At 61.9% G+C, this 20,030-nt stretch carries 24 protein-coding genes and 1 pseudogene; 12 read left to right on the top strand and 13 right to left on the bottom strand.

What is annotated here, in order from left to right:
• Positions 1-81: 81 nt before the first annotated feature.
• Together AC1DNK_RS04595 and AC1DNK_RS04590 are read right to left on the bottom strand one after the other, a co-directional pair.
• A complete protein-coding gene (locus AC1DNK_RS04595) occupies positions 82-405 on the bottom strand; it encodes a type II toxin-antitoxin system RelE/ParE family toxin (protein ID WP_477939569.1) in 324 nt (107 codons plus the stop codon).
• Entirely contained in the window at positions 405-662 is a 258-nt protein-coding gene (locus tag AC1DNK_RS04590; protein WP_162702792.1) for a ribbon-helix-helix protein, CopG family, read from the bottom strand. The genes AC1DNK_RS04595 and AC1DNK_RS04590 overlap by 1 nt, the downstream gene beginning before the upstream one ends.
• 132 nt (positions 663-794) lie before the next feature.
• Between AC1DNK_RS04590 and AC1DNK_RS04585 the strand changes: the two genes are divergently transcribed.
• Positions 795-1,322 carry a dihydrofolate reductase family protein gene (locus AC1DNK_RS04585; RefSeq protein WP_477939568.1) on the top strand — a complete coding sequence of 176 codons (528 nt, stop codon included), beginning with the start codon at positions 795-797 and terminating at the stop codon, positions 1,320-1,322.
• A 54-nt stretch (positions 1,323-1,376) separates the two neighbouring features.
• Entirely contained in the window at positions 1,377-2,882 is a 1,506-nt protein-coding gene (locus tag AC1DNK_RS04580; RefSeq protein WP_477939566.1) for a protein adenylyltransferase SelO, read from the top strand.
• Between the two features lie 101 nt (positions 2,883-2,983).
• Here the strand turns inward: AC1DNK_RS04580 and AC1DNK_RS04575 are convergent, their stop codons facing one another.
• The 3 genes from AC1DNK_RS04575 to AC1DNK_RS04565 all read right to left on the bottom strand — a co-directional run bounded on the left by AC1DNK_RS04575 (position 2,984) and on the right by AC1DNK_RS04565 (position 5,376).
• The gene (locus AC1DNK_RS04575) at positions 2,984-3,502 is read right to left on the bottom strand and encodes a copper uptake system-associated protein (protein ID WP_477939565.1); all 519 of its coding nucleotides are present in this window, start codon (positions 3,500-3,502) and stop codon (positions 2,984-2,986) included.
• Between the two features lie 11 nt (positions 3,503-3,513).
• The gene (locus AC1DNK_RS04570) at positions 3,514-4,887 is read right to left on the bottom strand and encodes a PepSY-associated TM helix domain-containing protein (RefSeq protein WP_477939563.1); all 1,374 of its coding nucleotides are present in this window, start codon (positions 4,885-4,887) and stop codon (positions 3,514-3,516) included.
• A gap of 81 nt (positions 4,888-4,968) precedes the next feature.
• Positions 4,969-5,376, bottom strand: coding sequence for a hypothetical protein (locus AC1DNK_RS04565; RefSeq protein WP_477939562.1), 408 nt, complete (start codon positions 5,374-5,376; stop codon positions 4,969-4,971).
• A 207-nt stretch (positions 5,377-5,583) separates the two neighbouring features.
• Between AC1DNK_RS04565 and AC1DNK_RS04560 the strand changes: the two genes are divergently transcribed.
• The 3 genes from AC1DNK_RS04560 to AC1DNK_RS04550 all read left to right on the top strand — a co-directional run bounded on the left by AC1DNK_RS04560 (position 5,584) and on the right by AC1DNK_RS04550 (position 9,120).
• A complete protein-coding gene (locus AC1DNK_RS04560; protein ID WP_477939559.1) occupies positions 5,584-5,907 on the top strand; it encodes a hypothetical protein in 324 nt (107 codons plus the stop codon).
• A 231-nt stretch (positions 5,908-6,138) separates the two neighbouring features.
• The gene (locus AC1DNK_RS04555; protein ID WP_477939557.1) at positions 6,139-8,478 is read left to right on the top strand and encodes a glucose/quinate/shikimate family membrane-bound PQQ-dependent dehydrogenase; all 2,340 of its coding nucleotides are present in this window, start codon (positions 6,139-6,141) and stop codon (positions 8,476-8,478) included.
• Positions 8,479-8,625: 147 nt separating this feature from the next.
• Positions 8,626-9,120, top strand: coding sequence for a hypothetical protein (locus AC1DNK_RS04550; RefSeq protein WP_477939556.1), 495 nt, complete (start codon positions 8,626-8,628; stop codon positions 9,118-9,120).
• Between the two features lie 84 nt (positions 9,121-9,204).
• Here AC1DNK_RS04550 and bla read toward each other — a convergent pair whose 3' ends face one another.
• The 3 genes from bla to dmeR all read right to left on the bottom strand — a co-directional run bounded on the left by bla (position 9,205) and on the right by dmeR (position 11,427).
• The gene (bla, locus tag AC1DNK_RS04545; RefSeq protein WP_477939554.1) at positions 9,205-10,092 is read right to left on the bottom strand and encodes a class A beta-lactamase; all 888 of its coding nucleotides are present in this window, start codon (positions 10,090-10,092) and stop codon (positions 9,205-9,207) included.
• 78 nt (positions 10,093-10,170) lie between these two features.
• A complete protein-coding gene (gene dmeF / locus AC1DNK_RS04540) occupies positions 10,171-11,136 on the bottom strand; it encodes a CDF family Co(II)/Ni(II) efflux transporter DmeF (RefSeq protein WP_477939553.1) in 966 nt (321 codons plus the stop codon).
• Between the two features lie 18 nt (positions 11,137-11,154).
• On the bottom strand, positions 11,155-11,427 hold the full coding sequence (gene dmeR, locus AC1DNK_RS04535; RefSeq protein ID WP_112517249.1) for a Ni(II)/Co(II)-sensing transcriptional repressor DmeR: 273 nt from the start codon (positions 11,425-11,427) through the stop codon (positions 11,155-11,157).
• A 115-nt stretch (positions 11,428-11,542) separates the two neighbouring features.
• On the opposite strand from dmeR, the gene AC1DNK_RS04530 reads away from it, so the two are divergent.
• The 3 genes and pseudogenes from AC1DNK_RS04530 to AC1DNK_RS04520 form a co-directional block, all read left to right on the top strand.
• On the top strand, positions 11,543-12,187 hold the full coding sequence (locus AC1DNK_RS04530) for a MarR family transcriptional regulator (protein WP_477939551.1): 645 nt from the start codon (positions 11,543-11,545) through the stop codon (positions 12,185-12,187).
• Positions 12,188-12,229: 42 nt separating this feature from the next.
• Positions 12,230-12,946 (top strand): hypothetical protein, encoded by a 717-nt coding sequence (locus AC1DNK_RS04525; RefSeq protein ID WP_477939548.1) that lies wholly within the window; start codon positions 12,230-12,232, stop codon positions 12,944-12,946.
• A gap of 151 nt (positions 12,947-13,097) precedes the next feature.
• A pseudogene (locus tag AC1DNK_RS04520) lies at positions 13,098-13,571 on the top strand (redoxin family protein); the annotation flags it as partial.
• A gap of 130 nt (positions 13,572-13,701) precedes the next feature.
• Here AC1DNK_RS04520 and AC1DNK_RS04515 read toward each other — a convergent pair.
• Positions 13,702-14,559, bottom strand: a complete 858-nt coding sequence (locus AC1DNK_RS04515) for a glycosyltransferase family 2 protein (RefSeq protein ID WP_477939547.1) — start codon at positions 14,557-14,559, stop codon at positions 13,702-13,704.
• 237 nt (positions 14,560-14,796) lie between these two features.
• On the opposite strand from AC1DNK_RS04515, the gene AC1DNK_RS04510 reads away from it, so the two are divergent.
• The gene (locus AC1DNK_RS04510) at positions 14,797-15,366 is read left to right on the top strand and encodes an acyltransferase (protein WP_477939545.1); all 570 of its coding nucleotides are present in this window, start codon (positions 14,797-14,799) and stop codon (positions 15,364-15,366) included.
• A 3-nt stretch (positions 15,367-15,369) separates the two neighbouring features.
• On the opposite strand, the gene AC1DNK_RS04505 is transcribed toward AC1DNK_RS04510, so the two are convergent.
• A complete protein-coding gene (locus AC1DNK_RS04505) occupies positions 15,370-16,479 on the bottom strand; it encodes a DegT/DnrJ/EryC1/StrS family aminotransferase (RefSeq protein WP_477939543.1) in 1,110 nt (369 codons plus the stop codon).
• 249 nt (positions 16,480-16,728) lie between these two features.
• On the opposite strand from AC1DNK_RS04505, the gene AC1DNK_RS04500 reads away from it, so the two are divergent.
• Together AC1DNK_RS04500 and AC1DNK_RS04495 are read left to right on the top strand one after the other, a co-directional pair.
• Positions 16,729-16,920, top strand: a complete 192-nt coding sequence (locus tag AC1DNK_RS04500) for a hypothetical protein (RefSeq protein WP_477939542.1) — start codon at positions 16,729-16,731, stop codon at positions 16,918-16,920.
• A gap of 300 nt (positions 16,921-17,220) precedes the next feature.
• The gene (locus tag AC1DNK_RS04495; RefSeq protein ID WP_112389829.1) at positions 17,221-17,715 is read left to right on the top strand and encodes a GNAT family N-acetyltransferase; all 495 of its coding nucleotides are present in this window, start codon (positions 17,221-17,223) and stop codon (positions 17,713-17,715) included.
• A 15-nt stretch (positions 17,716-17,730) separates the two neighbouring features.
• Here AC1DNK_RS04495 and AC1DNK_RS04490 read toward each other — a convergent pair whose 3' ends face one another.
• Positions 17,731-18,696, bottom strand: a complete 966-nt coding sequence (locus AC1DNK_RS04490) for a phytanoyl-CoA dioxygenase family protein (RefSeq protein ID WP_477939540.1) — start codon at positions 18,694-18,696, stop codon at positions 17,731-17,733.
• Between the two features lie 297 nt (positions 18,697-18,993).
• Here AC1DNK_RS04490 and AC1DNK_RS04485 point away from each other — a divergent pair, with 297 nt between their 5' ends.
• Complete coding sequence (locus AC1DNK_RS04485) at positions 18,994-19,386, top strand: ester cyclase (protein ID WP_477939538.1); 393 nt, start codon at positions 18,994-18,996, stop codon at positions 19,384-19,386.
• Between the two features lie 86 nt (positions 19,387-19,472).
• On the opposite strand, the gene AC1DNK_RS04480 is transcribed toward AC1DNK_RS04485, so the two are convergent.
• Both AC1DNK_RS04480 and AC1DNK_RS04475 read right to left on the bottom strand, forming a co-directional pair.
• Positions 19,473-19,814 (bottom strand): type II toxin-antitoxin system HicB family antitoxin, encoded by a 342-nt coding sequence (locus AC1DNK_RS04480; protein ID WP_112389826.1) that lies wholly within the window; start codon positions 19,812-19,814, stop codon positions 19,473-19,475.
• The gene (locus AC1DNK_RS04475; protein WP_477939536.1) at positions 19,811-20,017 is read right to left on the bottom strand and encodes a type II toxin-antitoxin system HicA family toxin; all 207 of its coding nucleotides are present in this window, start codon (positions 20,015-20,017) and stop codon (positions 19,811-19,813) included. Before AC1DNK_RS04475 ends, AC1DNK_RS04480 begins: the two co-directional genes overlap by 4 nt.
• Positions 20,018-20,030: the final 13 nt, after the last annotated feature.

Raw genomic sequence — 20,030 nt, 5'->3', positions numbered from 1 at the left:
GGGAGATAACACCGTGTATACGCCCGCAAATGTGGCAAAGGCATGCATTTTAGACAATGCTGGCATGAAGTAACCGAATGGCTACTTGGGAGGGTGCAAGAGGGTGGCGTAATCGCGGGTGCCGGAGAGGATGTTCACGATCCTCACAGTATCTCTCTCGACCGCATAGAGGATGACAATGCGCCGTTCGAAAACCGCCATGCGCAAGCCCGGTCCAATGTCAGGCCGTGCCACGCCTGCGAAAGGAGCATCGCCAATCTTGTCACAACGATCTCTCAGTCTTCTTAGATAGTTGGTGGCTGTCTGGCGGTTCTGGCTGACTTCGACGATGGCACGGTAGATCACCAAGAGATCATCTTGTGCCGAATTTCGATAGCTAACACGATAGCGCTTCATGCTCGCCATCAATGCGATTCAGAGGCCAGCCGTTCTATCCATGCGCCGACCTCTTCGCTGCTCAGATCCGGACGAGGATCATCGAGCGACGCTTTGACCCGCGCGCGAATGGAGTCCATCCGCTGCTCATAATCGTCCTCATCGTCGAGCCAACGACGCAACGCAACTTCGACAATCTCACTGGAAGACGAAAAACGTCCCTCTTCGATTTTGGCTCGAAGTGCGTCGTCCAGATCTTCGGGAATCATGATGCTAAGCGGCTTCATGGTCTGCAACCTTGAGTTCATGATCGCAGAATAAGGGAAAACCGCACGAGCTACAAGCGAGGTAGAGAAGCCCTGCTCATTCCACCCACCGCCCTTTCCCGCTACACTCCACCCCAGGTGGAGGTTTTCAGCATGGCGAAGCTTGTCTTTGAAATGAACCAGTCGCTGGATGGCTATGTCGATCATGATCGGATGGCGCCGGAGCCGTTGTTTCAGCATTGGGTGGAGAGGACCGAGGGGCTGAGCGCCACCGTCTATGGGCGGACGATGTATGGGCTGATGCGCTACTGGGACGATGATCAGGAAGGCTGGGATGATGCGCACCGGGCGTTTGCGGCGGCGTGGCGCAAGCTGCCGAAATGGGTGGTGTCGCGGACGCTGACGGAGGTCGGGCCGAATGCCACTTTGGTCAGCGGCGATGTCGAGGCGACGATTGCCGGGCTGAAGGCGGAGCGTGAGGGGGAGATGACGATCGCCGGGCCGGTGCTCGCGGGTAATCTTGCGGCAAGCGGGCTGATCGATGAATACCGGCTCTACGTGCATCCGGCCGTGCTCGGGCATGGGCGGCCGTTCTTTACCGGGGCGCGGCCACCGTTGAAGCTTGTGGCGCATGAGCGGATTGCAGGCGATGTGGTGCGGCTCACCTATGTTCCGGCCTAGAGTGAACAATAGAAGCAGCTTGCGCCTCCCCCGGCCCGGCCCTACCTATTGAGCATGAGCTCCGCACCTTCAAAGACCGCGCCCGATGGCGCCGCATTCCCGTTCGACAACAGCTATGCCCGGCTGCCCTCACATTTCTTTGCGCGGCAGATGCCCTCACAGGCCGCCGAGCCCTGGCTGATCAAGCTCAACGAGCCCCTGGCGGCGGAACTCGGGCTTGATGTCGAAGTCTTGAAGCGGGATGGGGCGGCGATCTTTTCGGGCAACCTGATACCTGACGGCGCCGATCCCCTGGCGATGGCCTATTCCGGGCATCAGTTCGGCCAGTTCAACCCACAGCTCGGCGACGGGCGGGCGATCCTCCTTGGCGAGGTTGTCGACCGCGACGGCAAGCGCCGCGACATCCAGCTGAAGGGCGCGGGGCAGACGCCGTTTTCGCGCCGCGGCGATGGCCGCGCAGCGATCGGCCCGGTGCTGCGCGAATATATCGTCAGCGAGGCGATGTTTGCGCTCGGCATTCCGGCGACGCGGGCGCTGGCCGCGGTCTCGACCGGCGAGCCCGTCTATCGCGAGCGGGTACTGCCGGGTGCGGTGTTTACCCGGGTAGCGGCGAGCCATATCCGCGTCGGCACCTTCCAGTTCTTCGCCACCCGCGGCGATACCGATGGCGTCAGGGCGCTTTCCGACCATGTGATCGAGCGGCACTATCCGGAGGTGGCCGGCGCGGACAATCGCTATCTGGCACTGTTCGAAGCGATTGCCGAGCGGCAGGCGGGGCTGATTGCCCGCTGGCTGCATGTCGGCTTCATTCATGGGGTGATGAATACCGACAACATGACGGTTTCGGGCGAGACGATCGATTTCGGCCCCTGCGCCTTCATGGATGCCTATGATCCCGGCACGGTGTTTTCCTCGATCGACCAGCAGGGCCGCTATGCCTATGCCAACCAGCCGGGCATCGGCCAGTGGAACCTGGCGCGGCTCGGCGAGACGTTGATCCCGCTCTTCCACGAGGATCAGGACAAGGCGGTGGATCTCGCCAATACCGTGATCAAGGGTTACGGCGCGCGGTTCCAGGCGCATTGGCTTGATGGCATGCGCAAGAAGATCGGGCTTGTGTCCGAGGAGGACGGCGATCTGACGCTGGTTCAGGCGCTCTTGGCAGCGATGCAGGCCGGACAGGCGGATTTCACGCTGGCCTTCCGGCGGCTGTCGGCGCTTGCCGGTGACGATGCCGAGGAAGGCGAATTTCTATCGACATTCGACGGGATCGGCGAGGCACTGGGCTGGCTGGCGGGCTGGCGCGAAAGGCTGGCCCGCGATCCGCAGACAGCGGATGCCCGGCGCGCTGCGATGCTTGCGGTCAACCCGGCCTTCATTCCGCGCAATCACCGGATCGAGCAGGCGATCAATGCCGCCATGGACGATGGGGATTTCTCGCTGTTCGAGGCGCTGATTCAGGTGCTGGCGAAGCCGTATGAGGATCAGCCGGCATTTGCGGCCTATATGGCGCCGCCGAAGCTGGAAGAGCGGGTGCTGCAGACGTTTTGCGGGACTTGATGTTGGGAGCGAGCGCTGCGGCTTGGAGCCCCCTCATCCGCCCTTCGGGCACCTTCTCCCCGCTGGGGAGAAGGGACGTCGCGTTTTAAGCTGCTGACACGCTACTTTCCGTGACCTTCGTGACCTGAATGTGCGGCCGCGGCAGTGGTCGCACCGAGTGTCACCGTTCCCTCGAAACTGGCAAAGGCCTGTAAAATCTTCGGATCTGCTTGTGCTTCGGCATCTCTAAGAGCAGCCGCCAACGCCGGCGCCACGTCGGCGGGAACGCCGGCCTTTTCGAGACCGGCCGCATCGCGGATCGCATCGCCGCTGCAGAGGATCGGACGCCAGCCGTGCTCGCCGTTCTGCAGCAGGATGCGGCCGCCGCGGCCGTCCTGTTGCCAGCCGGCGATCGCCCAGAGGCCGTGGACGGCGACCGGGCCGATGGCGAGCGGTTTGTCCGGGGTTTCGAACATGGTTTTGAGCACATCGGGAATCAGCTGCTGCGGATCGCCGGATGGCGGTTGATCCATCGGCATGTCCATCGTCGTGCCGTCGGGCATCTGCATCGTCGCAGCGCCAGACGCCATAGGCGCGGACAGGGAGAGAGCGGCGGTGATCAGGATCAAGACTGGCTTCATGATGATCTCCCTCACGAAAAGGCGCGCCGGAGCGGCGGCACGACGCGGATGACGAGCTGGTCGAAGGCGATCATCGAAAGGATCGCGAGGCCGGTTAGCGGGAAGGCGATGCCGAAGATGACGGCGATGACCCAAAGGCCGATATAGACCGAGCGCTGCGGCGGCAGCGGCGGCACGCCGACGCGGCCGGCGGGGCGGCGCTTCCACCACATGATGACGGCGGTGACGCAGGAGAGGATGATCGCGAGACACGTGGCGAGCATCAGCAACTGGTTGAAGCGACCCCACTCCTGCCCCTGATGGACGTTGATGCCCCATTCGATCGCCTTGCCGAGGAAGGGATAGGCGCCATAGCTGATATCGACCAGCGGCTTGCCGGAATATTGGTCGATATGGAGGGTGCGCTCGCGGGAGAGATCGTCGGGGAAGATGGCGGCGGTATAGACGCCCGCCTCGGTCGAGGGGATCGCCATGTCGAAGCCCGGCGTCATGCCTGCGGCCTTGGCGATCTCGACGGCGCGGTCGAGACCGATCGGCGGCTTCGACTGCGCGGCGGCGATATCCGACAACGGCACCGGCGCCTTCTCGACGGTCCAGCCGACCTTCGGCAGGATATCCTCGGTCACCTTCGCCGACTTCGGCACGTCGTCCCAGAGCTGGGCCGGATAGCCCATCCCGTGGCTGCCGAGGAAGGACTGGACATTGGCGCCCCAATAGCCAGACCAGGGCATGCCGGTTGCTGCCAGGAAGAAGATCAGCAGCCCGGCGAAGGCGCCGGTCACCGCATGCAGGTCGCGCCAGAAGACCCGGCGCGAAGGCGTGCCGCGGACGCTGACCACCCCGCCCGTCTGGCGGCGCGGCCACCAAAGATAGATGCCTGTCAGCACGAGCACCATGGCAAAGCCGCCGGCGATCTCGACCAACCGGTTCGCCGCACCGCCGAAATAGGCCAGGCTGTGGATGTGCTTGACGACGGTGTTGAACTCTTCGGTCGTGCCGACCTTATCCAGCACTTTGCCGTCATAGGGATTGACGAAGACCAGCGTCGACTGATCGCCCGCTGCGACGGTGACAATGGCTGAGCGCTCGGGCGTGGCCGGGTCGCGATAGGTGGTTGCTATCGAACCGGGCACGGAGGCGGCCGCAATATCGCTCAGCGCCTGCGGCGAAAGCGGCTGGCCCGCGGGCGTGACGTCATAGCGATAGGCGAAGACCCTACCGTTGATCTCGTCCTTGAACAGATAGAGCGAACCGGTGATCGCCAGATTGAGCATGAAGGGAACGGCGAGCAGGCCGGCGAAGAAATGCCAGCGCCAGATGGCACGATAGAGCGAGACGCCTGAAACGGCGCTCTCCACCGTTTCAGTGGAGGTGATTGAAGACATGAAACAGTTCCAGATCGATGGCTGGCGTCAGCGGCGCAGCCGAAAGCGAAGCACGCCTGGCTGCACAGCCGGGGCGCGGGTTCAGGCAGTCGCTGGATCTGCGGGCGGGGCTCTCGGCCCGGTATTCGGCGGGAACGGATCGCGGTGGAATACGGCGGCGCGCAGCGGCGTGGCTTCGGCAACGGCATAGCCGAGCGGCGCACCCGACAGATCGGCCGGAGACGGCAGCATCGCCGTGGCGCTGATGCGGCAGGCCTCGCAGCGATGATTGTGATCGGCGCCATGCTGGCTCTTGCCGGTCTCATCGGTAACCGTGACGCAGAGCGTCGGCAGGCTTCCATCCGGCAGCGCATAGGCGGAATAGTCGGCGGGGCCGGACGGCGAGGCAGCCGCGGCAGGCACCTGATGGGCAAAGCCGACGGACACGATCGCGATGGCGCATAGAATGCGCACCGCCCACTGCTCGAATCTGCGACCAAGATATTTCATATGACCCCTGCCCTCAGGCTTGGTCCTGATAGCGGCACGATTTGGAAATCGCAATGCGACATTGACGCCTATAGGTGTCGCCGCGGCAGGGAAAAGCGCGCCTCTATTAATCATCCCTTACTAAATCTGCCACGACTGGTTGCGTCTTTCGGCAAGACTGCCATAAGCAGACGGATCTATCTTCGATCGTGCTGTCGGGAAGCGGCAATGAGACAGTTCTGGATGTGGTTTTTGTGGTCGGCCCACATCCTGCTATGGGCGTCTTTGGCGATCGCCGCCTATCTCACAGCCGGTCCCTACAAGTTCGCGAATTGCTGGCAGATTTTCCCGATTTACATCCCGCCGCTGGGATGGATCATGATGCTGCTTGCAGGCTACGGACTGATCGTCGTTCCGGCAGCGATCTTTCTTCCGGCCTTTCGGCAAAGCAGATATTTCGCAGCCTCCTGCCATGTGACGATACTCACCCTCGGATGGATCGCCTGCACTTTGGCTGCCTATCAGGCAGTCGGTCAGGTGAGCTGCCTTTAACGACGCCTTTGCAGCACGCCGCCAGCAGCCCGTTTGACGCATGGCTGCCCTGCGCAGACTGCGGCAATTGTGGCGGTTGAAAGGCAAAGACCTCGCTCTATGTGGTTGAGAATGCTTGTGGCGGCGCCCTTGGGAGCGGGCCGCAAGCGCTTTCTCATTCGACCCGAGCCCCCTCGGGAACCTGCCCGCGCTCCGCCCCCCCGGACGCGGCTTTCAGCGGGAGACCACTTCATGGCGATTGCCATAACCTCCATCCTCTTCCTTCTCATTGGCCTCGCGCTTGGCGGCGGCGGGCTCTGGCTCGTCATCCTCGGCGGCAGCATCTTCTATCTGTTCGCCGGAGCGATGTTCATCATCACTGCCGTGCTGCTCCTCATGCGCAAGCCGGTGGCGCTCTGGGTCTATGCGGCGCTCGTCGTTGCGGCGCTGATCTGGGCGGTCTGGGAGGTCGGCTTCGACTGGTGGCAGCTCGGGCCGCGCGGCGGGCTGATCATTCTGCTCGGTCTGTGGCTGCTGACGCCGTGGATCCGCCGTCCGCTCGGCTTCAAGAGCCCTACCGGCGCCGTCTACAGCACCAATCCCTGGCCGCTCGGCGTGCCTGTTATCATCGCCATCCTGGTGGCCGGTTACTCGATGACCACGGATCCGCATGATCTCTCGGGCGACCTGCCGAAGGATGTCGTCGCCGCTGCCCCGCCCTTCGGAGGCGATGTGCCTGACGGCGAATGGCATCAATATGGCCGCACGCCGTTCGGCCAGCGCTATTCGCCGCTCGACCAGATCAACGCCACCAACGTCAAGGACCTGAAGGAGGTCTGGCGCTACCAGACCGGCGACGTGAAGCGGCCTGACGATGTCGGCGAGACCACCTATCAGGTGACGCCGCTGAAAGTGGGCGACACGCTCTATCTCTGCACGCCGCATAACTGGGCGATCGCGCTCGACGCCAAGACCGGCAAGGAGAAATGGAAGTTCGACGCCAACTCCGGCATGAACCCGGATCGGCAGCACCAGACCTGCCGCGGCGTCACCTATTATCACGACAATGCCACGGCATCAGGCCAGCCCTGCGCCGACCGCGTCTATCTGCCGACCTCCGATGCCCGGCTGATCGCGCTCGATGCCGCCAACGGCAAGGTCTGCGAGAGCTTTGCCGACAAGGGCACGCTGCATCTGCAGACCGGCATGAAATACAATCCGGCCGGCTATTACTACTCGACGTCGCCGCCCGTTGCCGTCGGCAACAAGCTGATCATCGGCGGGGCGGTGAATGACAATTACTCGACGCAGGAACAGTCGGGCGTCATCCGCGCCTTCGACATCAATACCGGCGCGCTGCTCTGGAACTGGGATTCCGGCAATCCTGACGTCACCACGCCGCTACCGGAGGGGCAGACCTATACGACCAATTCGCCGAACAGCTGGTCGGTGCTCTCGGTCGATGAAGGTCTCGGCATGGTCTACATCCCGCTCGGCAACCAGGTGCCCGACCAGCTCGGCATGGGCAGAAGTGCCAATGTCGAGAAATTCTCCTCCTCGGTGGTGGCGCTCGACATCAATAGCGGGCAGCTGAAATGGGTGCAGCAGTTCGTCCATCACGATCTCTGGGACATGGACGTTCCGGCCCAGCCGGTGCTCTTCGACATGACGAAGCCTGACGGTTCGGTCGTGCCGGCGCTGGTGGCGCCGACCAAGCAGGGCGATCTCTATGTGCTCGACCGGCGCACCGGCGAGGCGATCATTCCCTTCAAGGAAATCCCGGCGCCGGGCGGGGCAATCCCCGAAGACAAGACGGCGCCGACGCAGCCGATTTCCGATCTGACCTTCTCGCCCGATCCGCTGCAGGAAAAGAACATGTGGGGCGTCTCGCTGTTCGATCAGCTCGCCTGCAGGATCGAGTTCCACCGCTACAAATACGAGGGCCGCTACACGCCGCCGTCGTTACAGGGCACGATCGTCTATCCCGGCAATTTCGGCACGTTCAACTGGGGCTCGGTCGCCATCGACCCGGAACGGCAGATCCTGTTCGGCATGCCGACCTATCTGGCCTTCACCTCCAGGCTGGTTCCGGCCGCCGACATTCCGCCGAAGGGGCAGGACGAGAAGGGCAGCGAACAGGGCCTGAACCGCAATGACGGCGCGCCCTACGGCGTGTTCATGGGACCGTTCCTCGGACCGCTCGGCATCCCCTGCCAGGCGCCGCCATGGGGCTATGTCGCCGGCGTGGATCTGCGCACCGGCAAGATCGCCTACATGCACAAGAACGGCACCGTCCACGACATGACGCCGCTGCCGCTCCCCTTCAAGCTCGGCGTCCCCGGCATCGGCGGCCCGATGATGACCAAGGGCGGCGTCGCGTTCCTCGGAGCCGCCGTCGATAACTACCTGCGCGCCTATGACGTCACCAGCGGGGCACAACTGTGGCAGGCCCGCCTGCCTGCCGGTGGCCAAGCAACGCCGATGACCTACACCACGTCTGATAACAAGCAGTATGTGGTGATGGTTGCCGGCGGGCATGGCTCGGTGGGGACCAAGCCCGGGGATTATGTGATTGGGTATACGTTGCCGTAACAGACGGAACGAGGGGCACTCTTTGGTGTCCCTCGTTATATATTCTTCAGCATCCTCACTCCTTCAGCACAACCTTAAATAAGCAGATCCAGCTTCGCGCAGGCTTCGGCACCGATGGTTCCCGCAATATTCAAGGGAGTCCTTTTCATGGAAATTGGTGGCAGTGTTCTAAGCCTTTTCAATCCCTATAATCTTTCGAGCGACCAGCGTACCAGGCAGCAACAGGGCGCGCCGCTGCAGGTGGAAAGCAGCGGGCGGGAGACCGGGGGCGGGATGGCGCCGAGCTATACGGCGCCGTCGATCTCCAGCGTCATGTGGTCGATGCAGAGCGCGCCGGATACGACGATCAAGGAAGAGAGCCAGGCCGATATCGAGGCCAAGCAGAAGCACGATGCGCTGCTTAAGGAATTTCACGATTACGCCGACATGACGCCGGCGGAGAAGATCCGCAAGAGCGTTCTCGATCAGATGGGCCTCAGCGAGGAAAGCCTCAAGGGGATGGATCCGGATGCGCGGGCGGCGATCGAAAAGCAGATCGCCGATGCGATCAAGCAGCAGCTGACGGGCATCGACGACGATGGCAAGACGGCGGTGGCCGACGTGCCACAGGGCGCCTCCGAGAGCGGTTCCGAGACCCAGTAAGCGCCGCTTTCAGACTTCAGATTCTGATTCAAAGAGATCGGGCGGAGATTCACATCTCCGCCCGATCTCTTTGATGGGATTTGATTATTGCAGCATGCCTGCGGCGAGCTTGGCCACCTCGGCAAAGACATCATTGAGCTCAGAGACCGGAACGTTCGCCTCGGCGACATAGACGGCGACGAGGATCGGCGAGGCGCTTTCCTCAGGCCAGATGATGGCGATATCGGCGGCGGAGCCGTTGCTGCCGGTACCGGTCTTGTCGCCCACTTTCCACTCCTCCGGCAGGCCGGCGCGCAGGCGGGCAGCGCCCGTGGTGTTGGCGATCATCCAGTCGATCAGCTGTTGGCGCGAGGGCTCCGACAGAACCGTGCCAAGCGCCAAGTTGCCCAGCGTATCGAGCATCGCATCCGGCGTCGTCGTGTCGCGCGGATCATCCTTCTTCGCTTCGTTGAGCTCGGTCTCGATGCGGTCCAGACGGCTCGACGTGTCGCCGATCGAGCGCAGCCATTTGGTGAGCGCCTCGGGACCGCCGAGACTGTCGAGCAGCAGGTTGCCGGCGGTGTTGTCGCTGAGCGTGATCGCCACCTTACAGAGTTCGCCGACCGTCATGCCTTCGGCGCCGACATGCTTTTCCGTCTCGGGCGAATAGGTGACGAGCTTGTCCCGATCGTAGGTGACACGGCGCTCCAGGTTTTCGTCGCCGCCGTCAACCCGGGCGAGCACCATGCCCGCGGCCAGAACCTTGAAGGTGCTGAGCAGCGGGAACCGTTCGGTCTCCCGGTTGGTGAAGCTGACATTGGTGCCGGTGTCCATGACCGAGACGCCGAGACGGCCGCCGGTGCGCTTTTCCAGTGCCGCCAGCTGCTGATCGACATCGTCGTCATCGGCACGCGCAGGCAGCGTCAGCATGAGCGAGGGATAGAGAAGCGCAGAGCTGACGAGCAGGCTCCGGCGGGACAGGGCAATGGGCATGAAATCCTCCGGCAGAATCACCGGAGGACAGAATTAAGGAGCGATTGTGGCGCGATCCCGCCGCGCCCAAAAAGTTCCTTAGGCCGCAACCCTTGCACAGCTGACCTCGACGGTCACATGCGACAATTCGCCGAGCGCCTGAAGCTTCGCCTTGTAGGTTTCCGGCGGCTGCGGATCGGGGCTGACGAGGGCGACGATTGCCGCGTGGTGGCCGGGACCGACCTGCCAGACATGCAGGTCGGTGATGCGGTCGCCGCCGGTTTCGATCAGCTTGCGTATATCGCCGGGCAGATCCTCGTTCTCTTCCATCGCATCGAGCAGCACGCGGCCGGAGGATTTCATCAGGCCGAAGGACCATTGCGCAATGATCACGCCGCCGACGATGCCCATCAGCGGATCGAGCCACAGCCAGCCATAGACGCTGCCAAGCGCGAGTGCGGCAATGGCAAGCACCGAGGTCAGCGCATCGGCGATGACGTGGATATAGGCGGCGCGCATATTGTTGTCGGCGCCATGACCACAATGACCGTGATGGGCGTGATCGCCGTGGTGATGGTGACCGTGATCATGGCCATGGCTATGGCCGTGATGATGGCCCTCGCCTCTCAGAAGCCAGGCGCTGACGAGATTGACGCCGAGACCGGCGACGGCGACGCCGATTGCCTGCGAGAAGCTGATCGGCACCGGATGGGTGATGCGCAGAAAGCTCTCCCAGGCCATTAGCAGGGCAATGATGGCGAGGATGATGGCGCTGGCGAAGCCGGCGAGATCGCCGAGCTTGCCGGTGCCGAAAGTGAAGCGCGGATTATGCGCCTGCCTGCGGGCGTAGAGATAGGCGCAGGCGGAGATCAGGAGCGCGCTGGCATGGGTGGACATGTGCCAGCCATCGGCGACCAGCGCCATCGAGCCGTAATAGGTCCCCGCCCCGATCTCGACGGCCATCATGACGGCCGTCAGCGCGATCACCAGCCAGATGCGGCGTTCGTTGCGGTCGTGATCGGCTCCCAGGAAAACGTGGTCATGTTCAAGCGTGTTCGCAGTCATTGCGCAGTCCTCAGGTCTCTAGCGGATATAGGTCCGCAGCACTTCCGAAATTTCTTCGACAGCTTCCGCCCGCGCCTTCTCATCGGCGGCGTGCAGGACGTGTTCGTGCAGGTGATCGTCCAGCACTTCGCCGGTCAGCCCGTTCAGCGCGCCGCGGATCGAGGCCAGCAGTTGCAGGATATCGCCGCAGGGCCGCTCGGCCTCCAATGCCCGCTCGACGGCATCGAGCTGGCCCTTCAGGCGGCTGATACGGGCGATGAGCTTTTTCTTGTGGTGCTGGGTGTGGGACATCTCTGCTCTCGATTTAATATAGGGGGCTACCCTATCATTGCGTGAGCTTTCACGAAAGAGCCAAGCAGACGCAGGTAGATCTTGAATTTATATAGGACTCCTATATATAAGCGCCATGGAAACGCCTCTGGACCCGACCCCGATCTCACATCGCATCAGCGAAGGGCTTGCGCGCCTGGCCGTGGCGATGCGCAGCGACGAGTGGACGCGCGCCGAAGCGACCGGCCTGAAGCCGACGCAGCTGGCGATCCTCGATTACCTCGCCGGGCGCGACCAGCCGGTACGGGTCAAGGAGATCGCCGTCCATCTCGGCGTCTCGCAGCCGACGGCGACGGATTCGATCGCGGCGCTGGAGCGCAAGGGCTATGCCGAAAAGGCGGCAGCGGCCGGAGACAAGCGTGCGGCCGCAGTGGCGGTGACAGCCGCGGGACGCGCGATCCTGGCCGAGGCGAGTGCGGCCGAGGGATCGGCCACGGCGGCGGCACGCGCCCTGCCCGCTGAGGAACAGGAAGATTTGCTGATGTCGATCGTCAAGATGATCCGGCATCTCCAGGAGGCCGAGGCGATACCGGTGCAGCGCATGTGCGCCACCTGCCGCTATTTCCGGCCCTACCAGCACGATGACGCGGCCAAGCCGCATCATTGCGACTTCGTGAATGCGGCCTTCGGTCAGCGCGATTTCCGCGTCGATTGCCGCGAACATGAAACTGCCGATCCGGCAACCCGGGCTGCCACCTGGGACGCCTTTCAAAAAGGATAGGCAGACCTCTCCAGGCAAACAGGAACAGAAAAGGAAACGACCATGTTCAGGCCTATACTAACCGGCGCGCTGATCGCCGGAACGCTGGCGCTTGCGCCGAATTTCGCCACAGCCCATTCCGTCGATGCAAAGCCCGACGGCAAGGTGAAGGCCGCGTTCGACATCGTCGAAACGCGGATCACCACCACCGGGGATAGCGCCGTCTTCTCGACCCGGGTGCGCGGCGAGGCAGGCAGCGAGAAACCCGCCGCAACGGGCAAGTTCGAAGGATCCGGCGTCTATGCCTATGTCTGGCCGACCTCGCTCAACAGCGGCGATATCGGCTTCGACAAGGACAAGGGCATCGTCGCGCTCGCCGTCACCTTTCATCCGGATTTCGACGATGCCGCCTATGGCAAGCAGAACCGCTCCGTCTGGCATCCGCATTGGGTGGTGCTGAACGAGGACAAGGCCTGCGCCGGCGGGCTGAAGGTCAGTGACATTCCTGAAGGCAGCAAGCCGAAGCTGCCGGCCACCTGGCCCGGCGTGCCGCTTCTGATCGACAGCCCGGACTATCCGACCGCGCTCAAGGGCGATGCCGTCGATGTCACCATCCCGCTGTCGCTGATCGGCGGCATCAAGGGCGCATCCTATGACGGCGTCACCGCCGGGTTGAAGATCAATGGCAACCTGCATTCGCCGCTGCTTTGCGTCGACAATGTCTTCAAGGTCGCCTCGGGCAATCTCAGCCTTCCCGGCAAGGTGATGCCCGCCAAGTAAACGGGGGCGCCGGTCCGCCAACTGCCATCGGCGGACCGGCATGTTCCTCTCTCCAGGCAAATGGAAAAGAGAAAGCCGCCCAGCCTTACTCCCCTCAATGCGCCGTTTGCAACCGCGCCGGGGCCGGCCGGCTCACGAAAGGATCAATGCAATGCCGAACGAAACCGCCATCAAGGCGCCGGAACTCGCCGTCAGCCAGTGGTTCAATACCGAAACGCCGCTCACCCTTGAAAGCCTGCGCGGCAGGGTGATCTATCTCCACAGCTTCCAACTGCTCTGCCCGGGATGCGTGGCCGAAAGCCTGCCGCAGGTGCGCCGCATCGAACGGCGCTTCGGCCACACAGATCTGCAGGTCATCGGCCTGCATACGGTCTTCGAGCATCACGAAGCGATGCCCCCGGTGACGCTGAAAGCATTTATCCACGAGTACCGCCTGACCTCGCCGATCGGCGTCGACTTGGCGGATGGCCAATCGGACATTCCGGTGACGATGCGCCGCTACGGATTGCGCGGCACGCCCTCCTCGGTGCTCATCGGCCGCGACGGCACGATCCTGCATCACGCCTTCGGCGTCGAAGACGACATGGCTGTCGGTGCCCGGATCGCCATGGCGCTGGCGGCACCCATTCCGGTCACGACGACGTTGCCTGCAGACCTGGAGGACAGCTGTGCGGGCGGGCGTTGTGCATTGCCTGACCTCCGATGGTCACAATCGGCGGCCCGGATGACAGGCCGCCGCCAGTGCAGAGCGTCAGCTATGCGCGACGGGCGAACACGCCTTCCAGAGGACCGACCCGGCCCAATGTCGAAAGGCGTTCGATCTGCTCCGTGTTGAAGAGCTGGTGGCGATATTCTTCGTCGAGCGTGCCTTGCTCGATCGCCTTGGCCAGGCGGCGCCAATGCCAGGCGGCGGTCGGGTGCATTTGCGGATTTGCCGCAAGCGTCGCGGCCGCATTCCGGTATTTCTGCTCGAACTTGGCATAGCTCGAGATCGGAAAATGAAGGATCAGAAGATCTTCCGGAACAACCTGCGTCTTCAGCTGCGGGCTGGCAACGGAGTGATGGCCGAGTGAAAGCTGCGCGCCGACACCCCGGTGCATGACCTTGGGACCGATAGCGCCGGAATAGATCGGCGTGCCGATCGGGCTGTTGGCATCGACAGGCGCGCGTTCGATATAGACGATCTGTTCGCGGAACCGAGCCGGATCGAGCTGGCGGCCGTTGACGACCTCATCGACATTCTGAACGGCATTGTAGCGCCGCACACTCATCACATCGGCCTGGCCGGGATCGCGCAGCGACGCCAGCGTTCCGCCATAGGGGATCCAGAATTCATCGGGATCGATATGCGCCACATAGTCGGGCTTGAGCTCGGTAACGGCAAATTCCAGCATCCGTCCGGGCCAGTTGGTGCTGCGGAGATCGAGGCCCGCGTGCAACAGGGAGACGCGCGAGGTGGCCGCGATGCGATCCTTGACGATCTCGATACTGCCGTCCGTCGATCCGATATCGGTGACGACAATATGGTCGAAGCCGATCGCAAGGTGATAGTCGATGCAAGTGCCAATGCAGTCGGCCTCGTCTATCAGTCCGATAAGCGCAACAAATTTCATGAATGACTTCGCTCTCAAATTAAGGCCGAAACCGGATTTCGGCAGCCATGATGAATTTCACTTTGAACCCGCATGCGAGCCGCAAAAGCCCGGCGCTGCATGGCCTACAGCTTCGACACTAGCCGATTCGAATGTCATGCAAAAATGTGAAATCCCACGGGTATGCCGCGGCCACGCGTCGAATCGGTTAGACATGACGGCAATTTGGATCTGACGATCGGGATGGGGGTATTTGCGATGACCGATAGCTTTTTGTCACATGACGAGCTGCATGCGCTGGGCCTGAAAGCGTTCGGCAAGAACTGCAAGGTCAGCAGATTTGCCCGCATCTATGGCGCCCCGGCGATCAGCCTCGGAGATCACGTGCGGATCGACGACTTCTCCATTCTCAGCGGCGAGATCGTGCTGCAGGACTATATCCACATCGCCAGCCACTGCACTCTGCATGGCGGCAAGGGTGACGCGCGGATTACCATGCAGAGCTTCAGCGGATTGTCGGCACGCGTTTCGATCTATGCCCGAAGCGACGACTATAGCGGCGAATGGCTGACCAACCCGACGGTTCCTGCCGATTTCACCAACGTCATTTCCAAGGGGGTGACGATCGGCCGCCATGCGATCATCGGCACCGGCACGGTCGTTCTTCCTGGCGTGACGATCGGCGAAGGCGCTGCTGCCGGCGCGATGACACTCGTCAACAAGAGCCTCGACCCATTCATGATCTATGCCGGCAATCCGGCCCGCCCCCTGAAGCCACGCAGCCGCACCTTTCTCGACCATGAGAAGGCGATGCTGGACAGAGGCTAGCGGTTACGCCGAGCGCAGGAAATCGGTGATCTTCTCCACCGTCGCCATTTCCAGATCCGGGTAGACCGGCAGGCACAGCACCTGGGACGCAGCTTCCGTCGCAACCGGAAGATTGCCGGTGCCGGCGGATGGCAGGCTACGATACATCGGATAGCTTGAGATCAGCGGGTAGAAATAGCGCCGCGCATGAATGCCGAGATCCTTGAGCCGGTCGTAGACATCATCACGCGACATCGGGAAATCCGGACGGATGAGGATCGGGAAATAGGAATAGTTGGCGACCGTTTCCGTTGATGCGCCAAGGCAACGGATACCCTTGATGCCTGCAAGCTGTTCGCGATAGGCGGCATCGATCCGGGAACGGGCCTCGATTGCGACATCGACATATTTCAGCTGCAGAACGCCGAGCGCTGCATTGAATTCGCTCATCTTTCCGTTCGTGCCGGGTGCCACGACCGTCACTTCGCCGACATGGCCGAAATTCTTCAGATTGTCGATCCGTGCCTTGGTCTTGGCGTCGGGAGAGACGATGGCGCCGCCCTCGAACGTGTTGAAGACCTTGGTCGCGTGGAAGCTGACGACAGAAAGGTCGCCATAGTTCAGGACGCTGCCGCGATGGTCTTTGACGCCGAACGCATGGGCGGCATCATAGATGACCTTGAGATTGTAGTTGTCGGCGATGCGCTGGATCGCATCGACATCGCAGGGATGGCCGTAGCAATGAACCGGCATGATCGCCGTCGTGTGCTGGGTGATGGCGCCTTCGATGCGTGCCGGATCGATGTTGAGCGTGACAGGGTCGATATCGACGAAGACAGGCTGGATGCCGTTCCACAGAAGCGAGTGCGAGGTGGCGACGAACGAATACGGGGTCGTGATCACCTCGCCGGTGATGCGCAATGCCTGAAGCGCGGTCAGCAAGGCCATCGTGCCGTTGGCAAACAGGCTCACATACCCGACACCAAGATGTTCCGCGAGGCGCTCTTCAAGCTCCTGGTGGAACGGCCCGCCATTCGTCAGGATCTTGCTGTCCCATATCTTCTCCAGCGATGGAATGAATTCTTCCAGTGGCGGCAAGCTGGGTCGGGTAACAAAAATCTTCTCGTTTTTCATCAGGGCCACTTGGTGAGAGAATCCGTCGCGGGATCGTTGCGAGGACCTTTGCATCCATAGCTTTTGTCAAACTTGCCTTGACCATCCCCACGCGCGCTCCTGCAATTCGCGAAGCGTCTGGTGCGCGGTTATCGTCGCTGACATGTCAAATGCAAAAGCCAGAACAGGGTTGCCGGTGTAGCATCCACTCCGGCGCGCTTTCATGGGGATGCAACGGCTGACATTGAGCGGCATTGCGAGGTCGCCCATATGGCGAATACGGAAAACGAACGGCCGGATGTGACGTCCGCCGAAACCATGGCGCGGCCTCCGGCCGGATTGAAAACCTATCTGCTGCGCGCTCCACCGGCCGTCCGCCGGATCCTTGGCTGGTGCGCGATCATGGCGCTTGTCGTCTTGATCTTCAGCCTTTCATCGCTTGCCGCATGGTGGCCGCGATGAGCGGGCGGATCGAGCGCGGGGCGCTGACGGTGATCTGCATCGCGGCAATCGCCGGGCTGATCTATGCCTTCTGCTAATTTCAGGCATACCTCCAAAGGCTGCCCGAAGTGCCATTGACAAAGTTTCCGTTCTGGAGAATCTATCATCCCATGATCCAGGACGCGCACATCAACCGCTCGTACTTTTGGCTGTACCTCTAGAGGGCGGCCCGACAGATCATATTGTCAACAAGCCGCCGTCAGGCGGCTTTGTTGTATCAGCAGCGTCCTGACGGCAGAAACACACAAGGACGCGAAGGCCATGATTGAAATCGAAGACAGTGAAATTTCGCTGATCCGCCCGCCGGTGGTGACCATCCGCACGGCCAAGCCGCGCGATCTGCCCGAACTCAACGACATGATCAACCTGCTTGCCATCCACCATGGCGATGCCTCGGCATCGACGATGGAACAGCTGGAGCGTGACCTGTTCGGCACCGTGCCGTGGATCACCGCGCTGGTGGCGGAAACCGATGAAGGTCTGATCGGCTACGCGATCCTCTGCCCGCTCTATCGTGCCCAGGAAGGCAAGCGCGGCATGGATCTGCACCATCTCTTCGTGCGCGACGGCCATCGCGGCCACGGTATCGGGCAGCATCTCGTCAACCGCGCCCGCGAGACGGCAAAGGGTGCCGGCTGCGACTACCTTTCGGTCAGCGCCGCGACCGGCAATATCCAGGCCCACCGTTTCTACCAGTACATGGATTTCACAGCGCGCCCGGTGACCGGCATGCGCTATATGCAGGCGCTGGCCTGAGCGCCTTCAGGCGTTTCAGCGGATCACCGGCTCGCCGTGGAAGCGGCGGCGGGATGGCTTGGAGACGCCAAAGCCGACCTCCATCATCAGCCGGGGCGCGGTGACAGGCACCGTGCCCATGTGGAAGCCGAAGGGATCCTCGACGAAGCCCTGCCCGGCCTTGCCGGTCAGCGTCACGGCGCTGTCGTGGCCATAATAATCCAGGATTTCGTCGGCAGGGTGACCGACCAGAAGGGTCAGCTGATGCCTGACGCTACGCCTTCTATGGCTGCCCCTGATATAGACATGCGGGCCGGTGCCCTCGTCGACATCGACGAGATAGAAGAAGAACTTCAGCATCCGCCAGTCGTCGAGATCAAAGTGATATTTGTCGAGCGAGGCGAGGCTGCGATCGGCTTCGCTGGCTTCGGTCGGGAAGCTCCACCAGATGCGGGTGGTAATGAGCTGCGCCTGGGCGCCGAGATAGCGCCTCGCGACCGCCGACAGCAGCGGATCGCGCTGGACAGCAAGCACGGCATCGCAATCGAGAGCCCGCTCGAAATGATGACCGCTGAGCAGCGGGCGGCCGAAGCGTCTCTCGGCCTCGCGGTGCTCAGGCGCCAGGAATTCCATGCGGCGATCGAAATTGCCGAAGCACGGCGTCTCCGCAGCAAAGCGCGCGATCTGCCGATGAATGCCCTCCGGCAGCACGAGCCCCGAGAACAGCCCCTCGCCCCTGAGGCTGGCAACGACAGTTTCCACATCGGCTCCCTCGAACATCGACGGCAGCGCCTGTTCCCCGTCATTGACGCGCCTTGCCGTCAGCCAATGGGCGCGGCGGCCTGGAATGGTGCGCGCCAGCAGGAACATCGGCAGCCAGGCCGGGTTCTCCCTGACATCGGCAAGATAGGTCGGGATGCGCACCGCCATGCGGCGCAGCTTGCCGCCTTTGCGGGCGACGGCTTCAAGATCATTATTCGGGGAGACAGATATGCCGTGCATTCAACTATCCTTTTCTTACAGAAGACCAGAGCGTTCTTCAGTCAGTCACGGATGAGATCTCGCCAAGGCGGCAAGCATCGGGCAGCACGGAAACAATTGTGCTGCAATGCGGCATTTATTTGTTATCGCCGGATGGAATAATACTTTTTAAACTTAAATATAACCATGGCGCGACGGTATATTCACCTGCAACCTCGTCCGGGCAGCATCACGCACGGAAGAGATATGGAACCGCTATACTCCTTTCGGATTAACTCGATTGGAGAGGGTTGGCGGCAGACAAGGAATGGTACCGCTGTGACAAAAGACAAGCTGGAAGAGATTTACCGCCAATACATCGCCTGCCTGAATGCACAGGATTGGCCGCAGCTCGACGCCTTCGTCCATCCCGATGCCCAACACAATGGCCGGCCGTTCGGCGTGGCCGGCTATCGCGCCATGCTGGAGAACGACTATCGCGAAATCCCCGACCTTCGCTTCACCATCGAACTGCTCGCCGCCGATCCGCCTTATATTGCCGCCCGCCTTGCCTTCGATTGCACGCCCGTTGGGATATTCATGGGATTGCCGGTCAACGGCCGGCGCCTCAGCTTTGCGGAGAACGTGTTCTACCGGTTCGAAGATGAAAAGGTGCGTGAAGTCTGGTCGGTGATCGACAAGGCGGCGATTGAGAGGCAGCTGGGGATGTAGGCTGCGTGCTGTCTCACTGCACTAATTTCTGTGCCCGTCACGAGAACAAGGGAAGTTGAGACACGTCTTGACGTCCAATAACAGAATCACGCCGCAGACTTATCCGCGGCGCTCGCCAACACCTCTTCCGCCCACTGGTTCAGGCTCTTGCCTGCCAATTCGGCCGCCCTTGCGGCGCGGGCGTGCACATCCGGATCGACGCGGAACATCATCTTGCCGGAGAAACTCTTCTGCGGCTCCTTGCCGATCTTGCGGCAGGTCTCGAGATAGTCGTCGACGGCCTCGTGAAAGGCGCTTTTCAGGTCTTCGACGGTGTTGGCATGGAAGCCGATGACATCGGAAATTCCGGCGATATTGCCGAAGAAGATTTCATCTTCGGCATCGAATTCGATGCGCGCAGCATAACCCTTGTAACTCATCACATTCATGGCTCAACTCCCAAAGACCGCAGGAAGCGCCTGGCATCCCTCACTTGGTAGCGCTTGGCTTCCTTTTCCGGATGCGGGCGATGGAAGAAAGCCAGTTTGCCGTCCTTTTCGAACCGCACGCGCGAGCCGCTTCCTTCGACAATGACGCAACCGGCAGCCAGCAACAGGCTTTCGATGTCATCCCACACGATCGAGCCGGACACCGGATCGCGAAAG

This window comes from Rhizobium sp. 01N424 (assembly GCF_056399485.1).
This window is presented reverse-complemented; position numbering and strand designations above follow the sequence as displayed.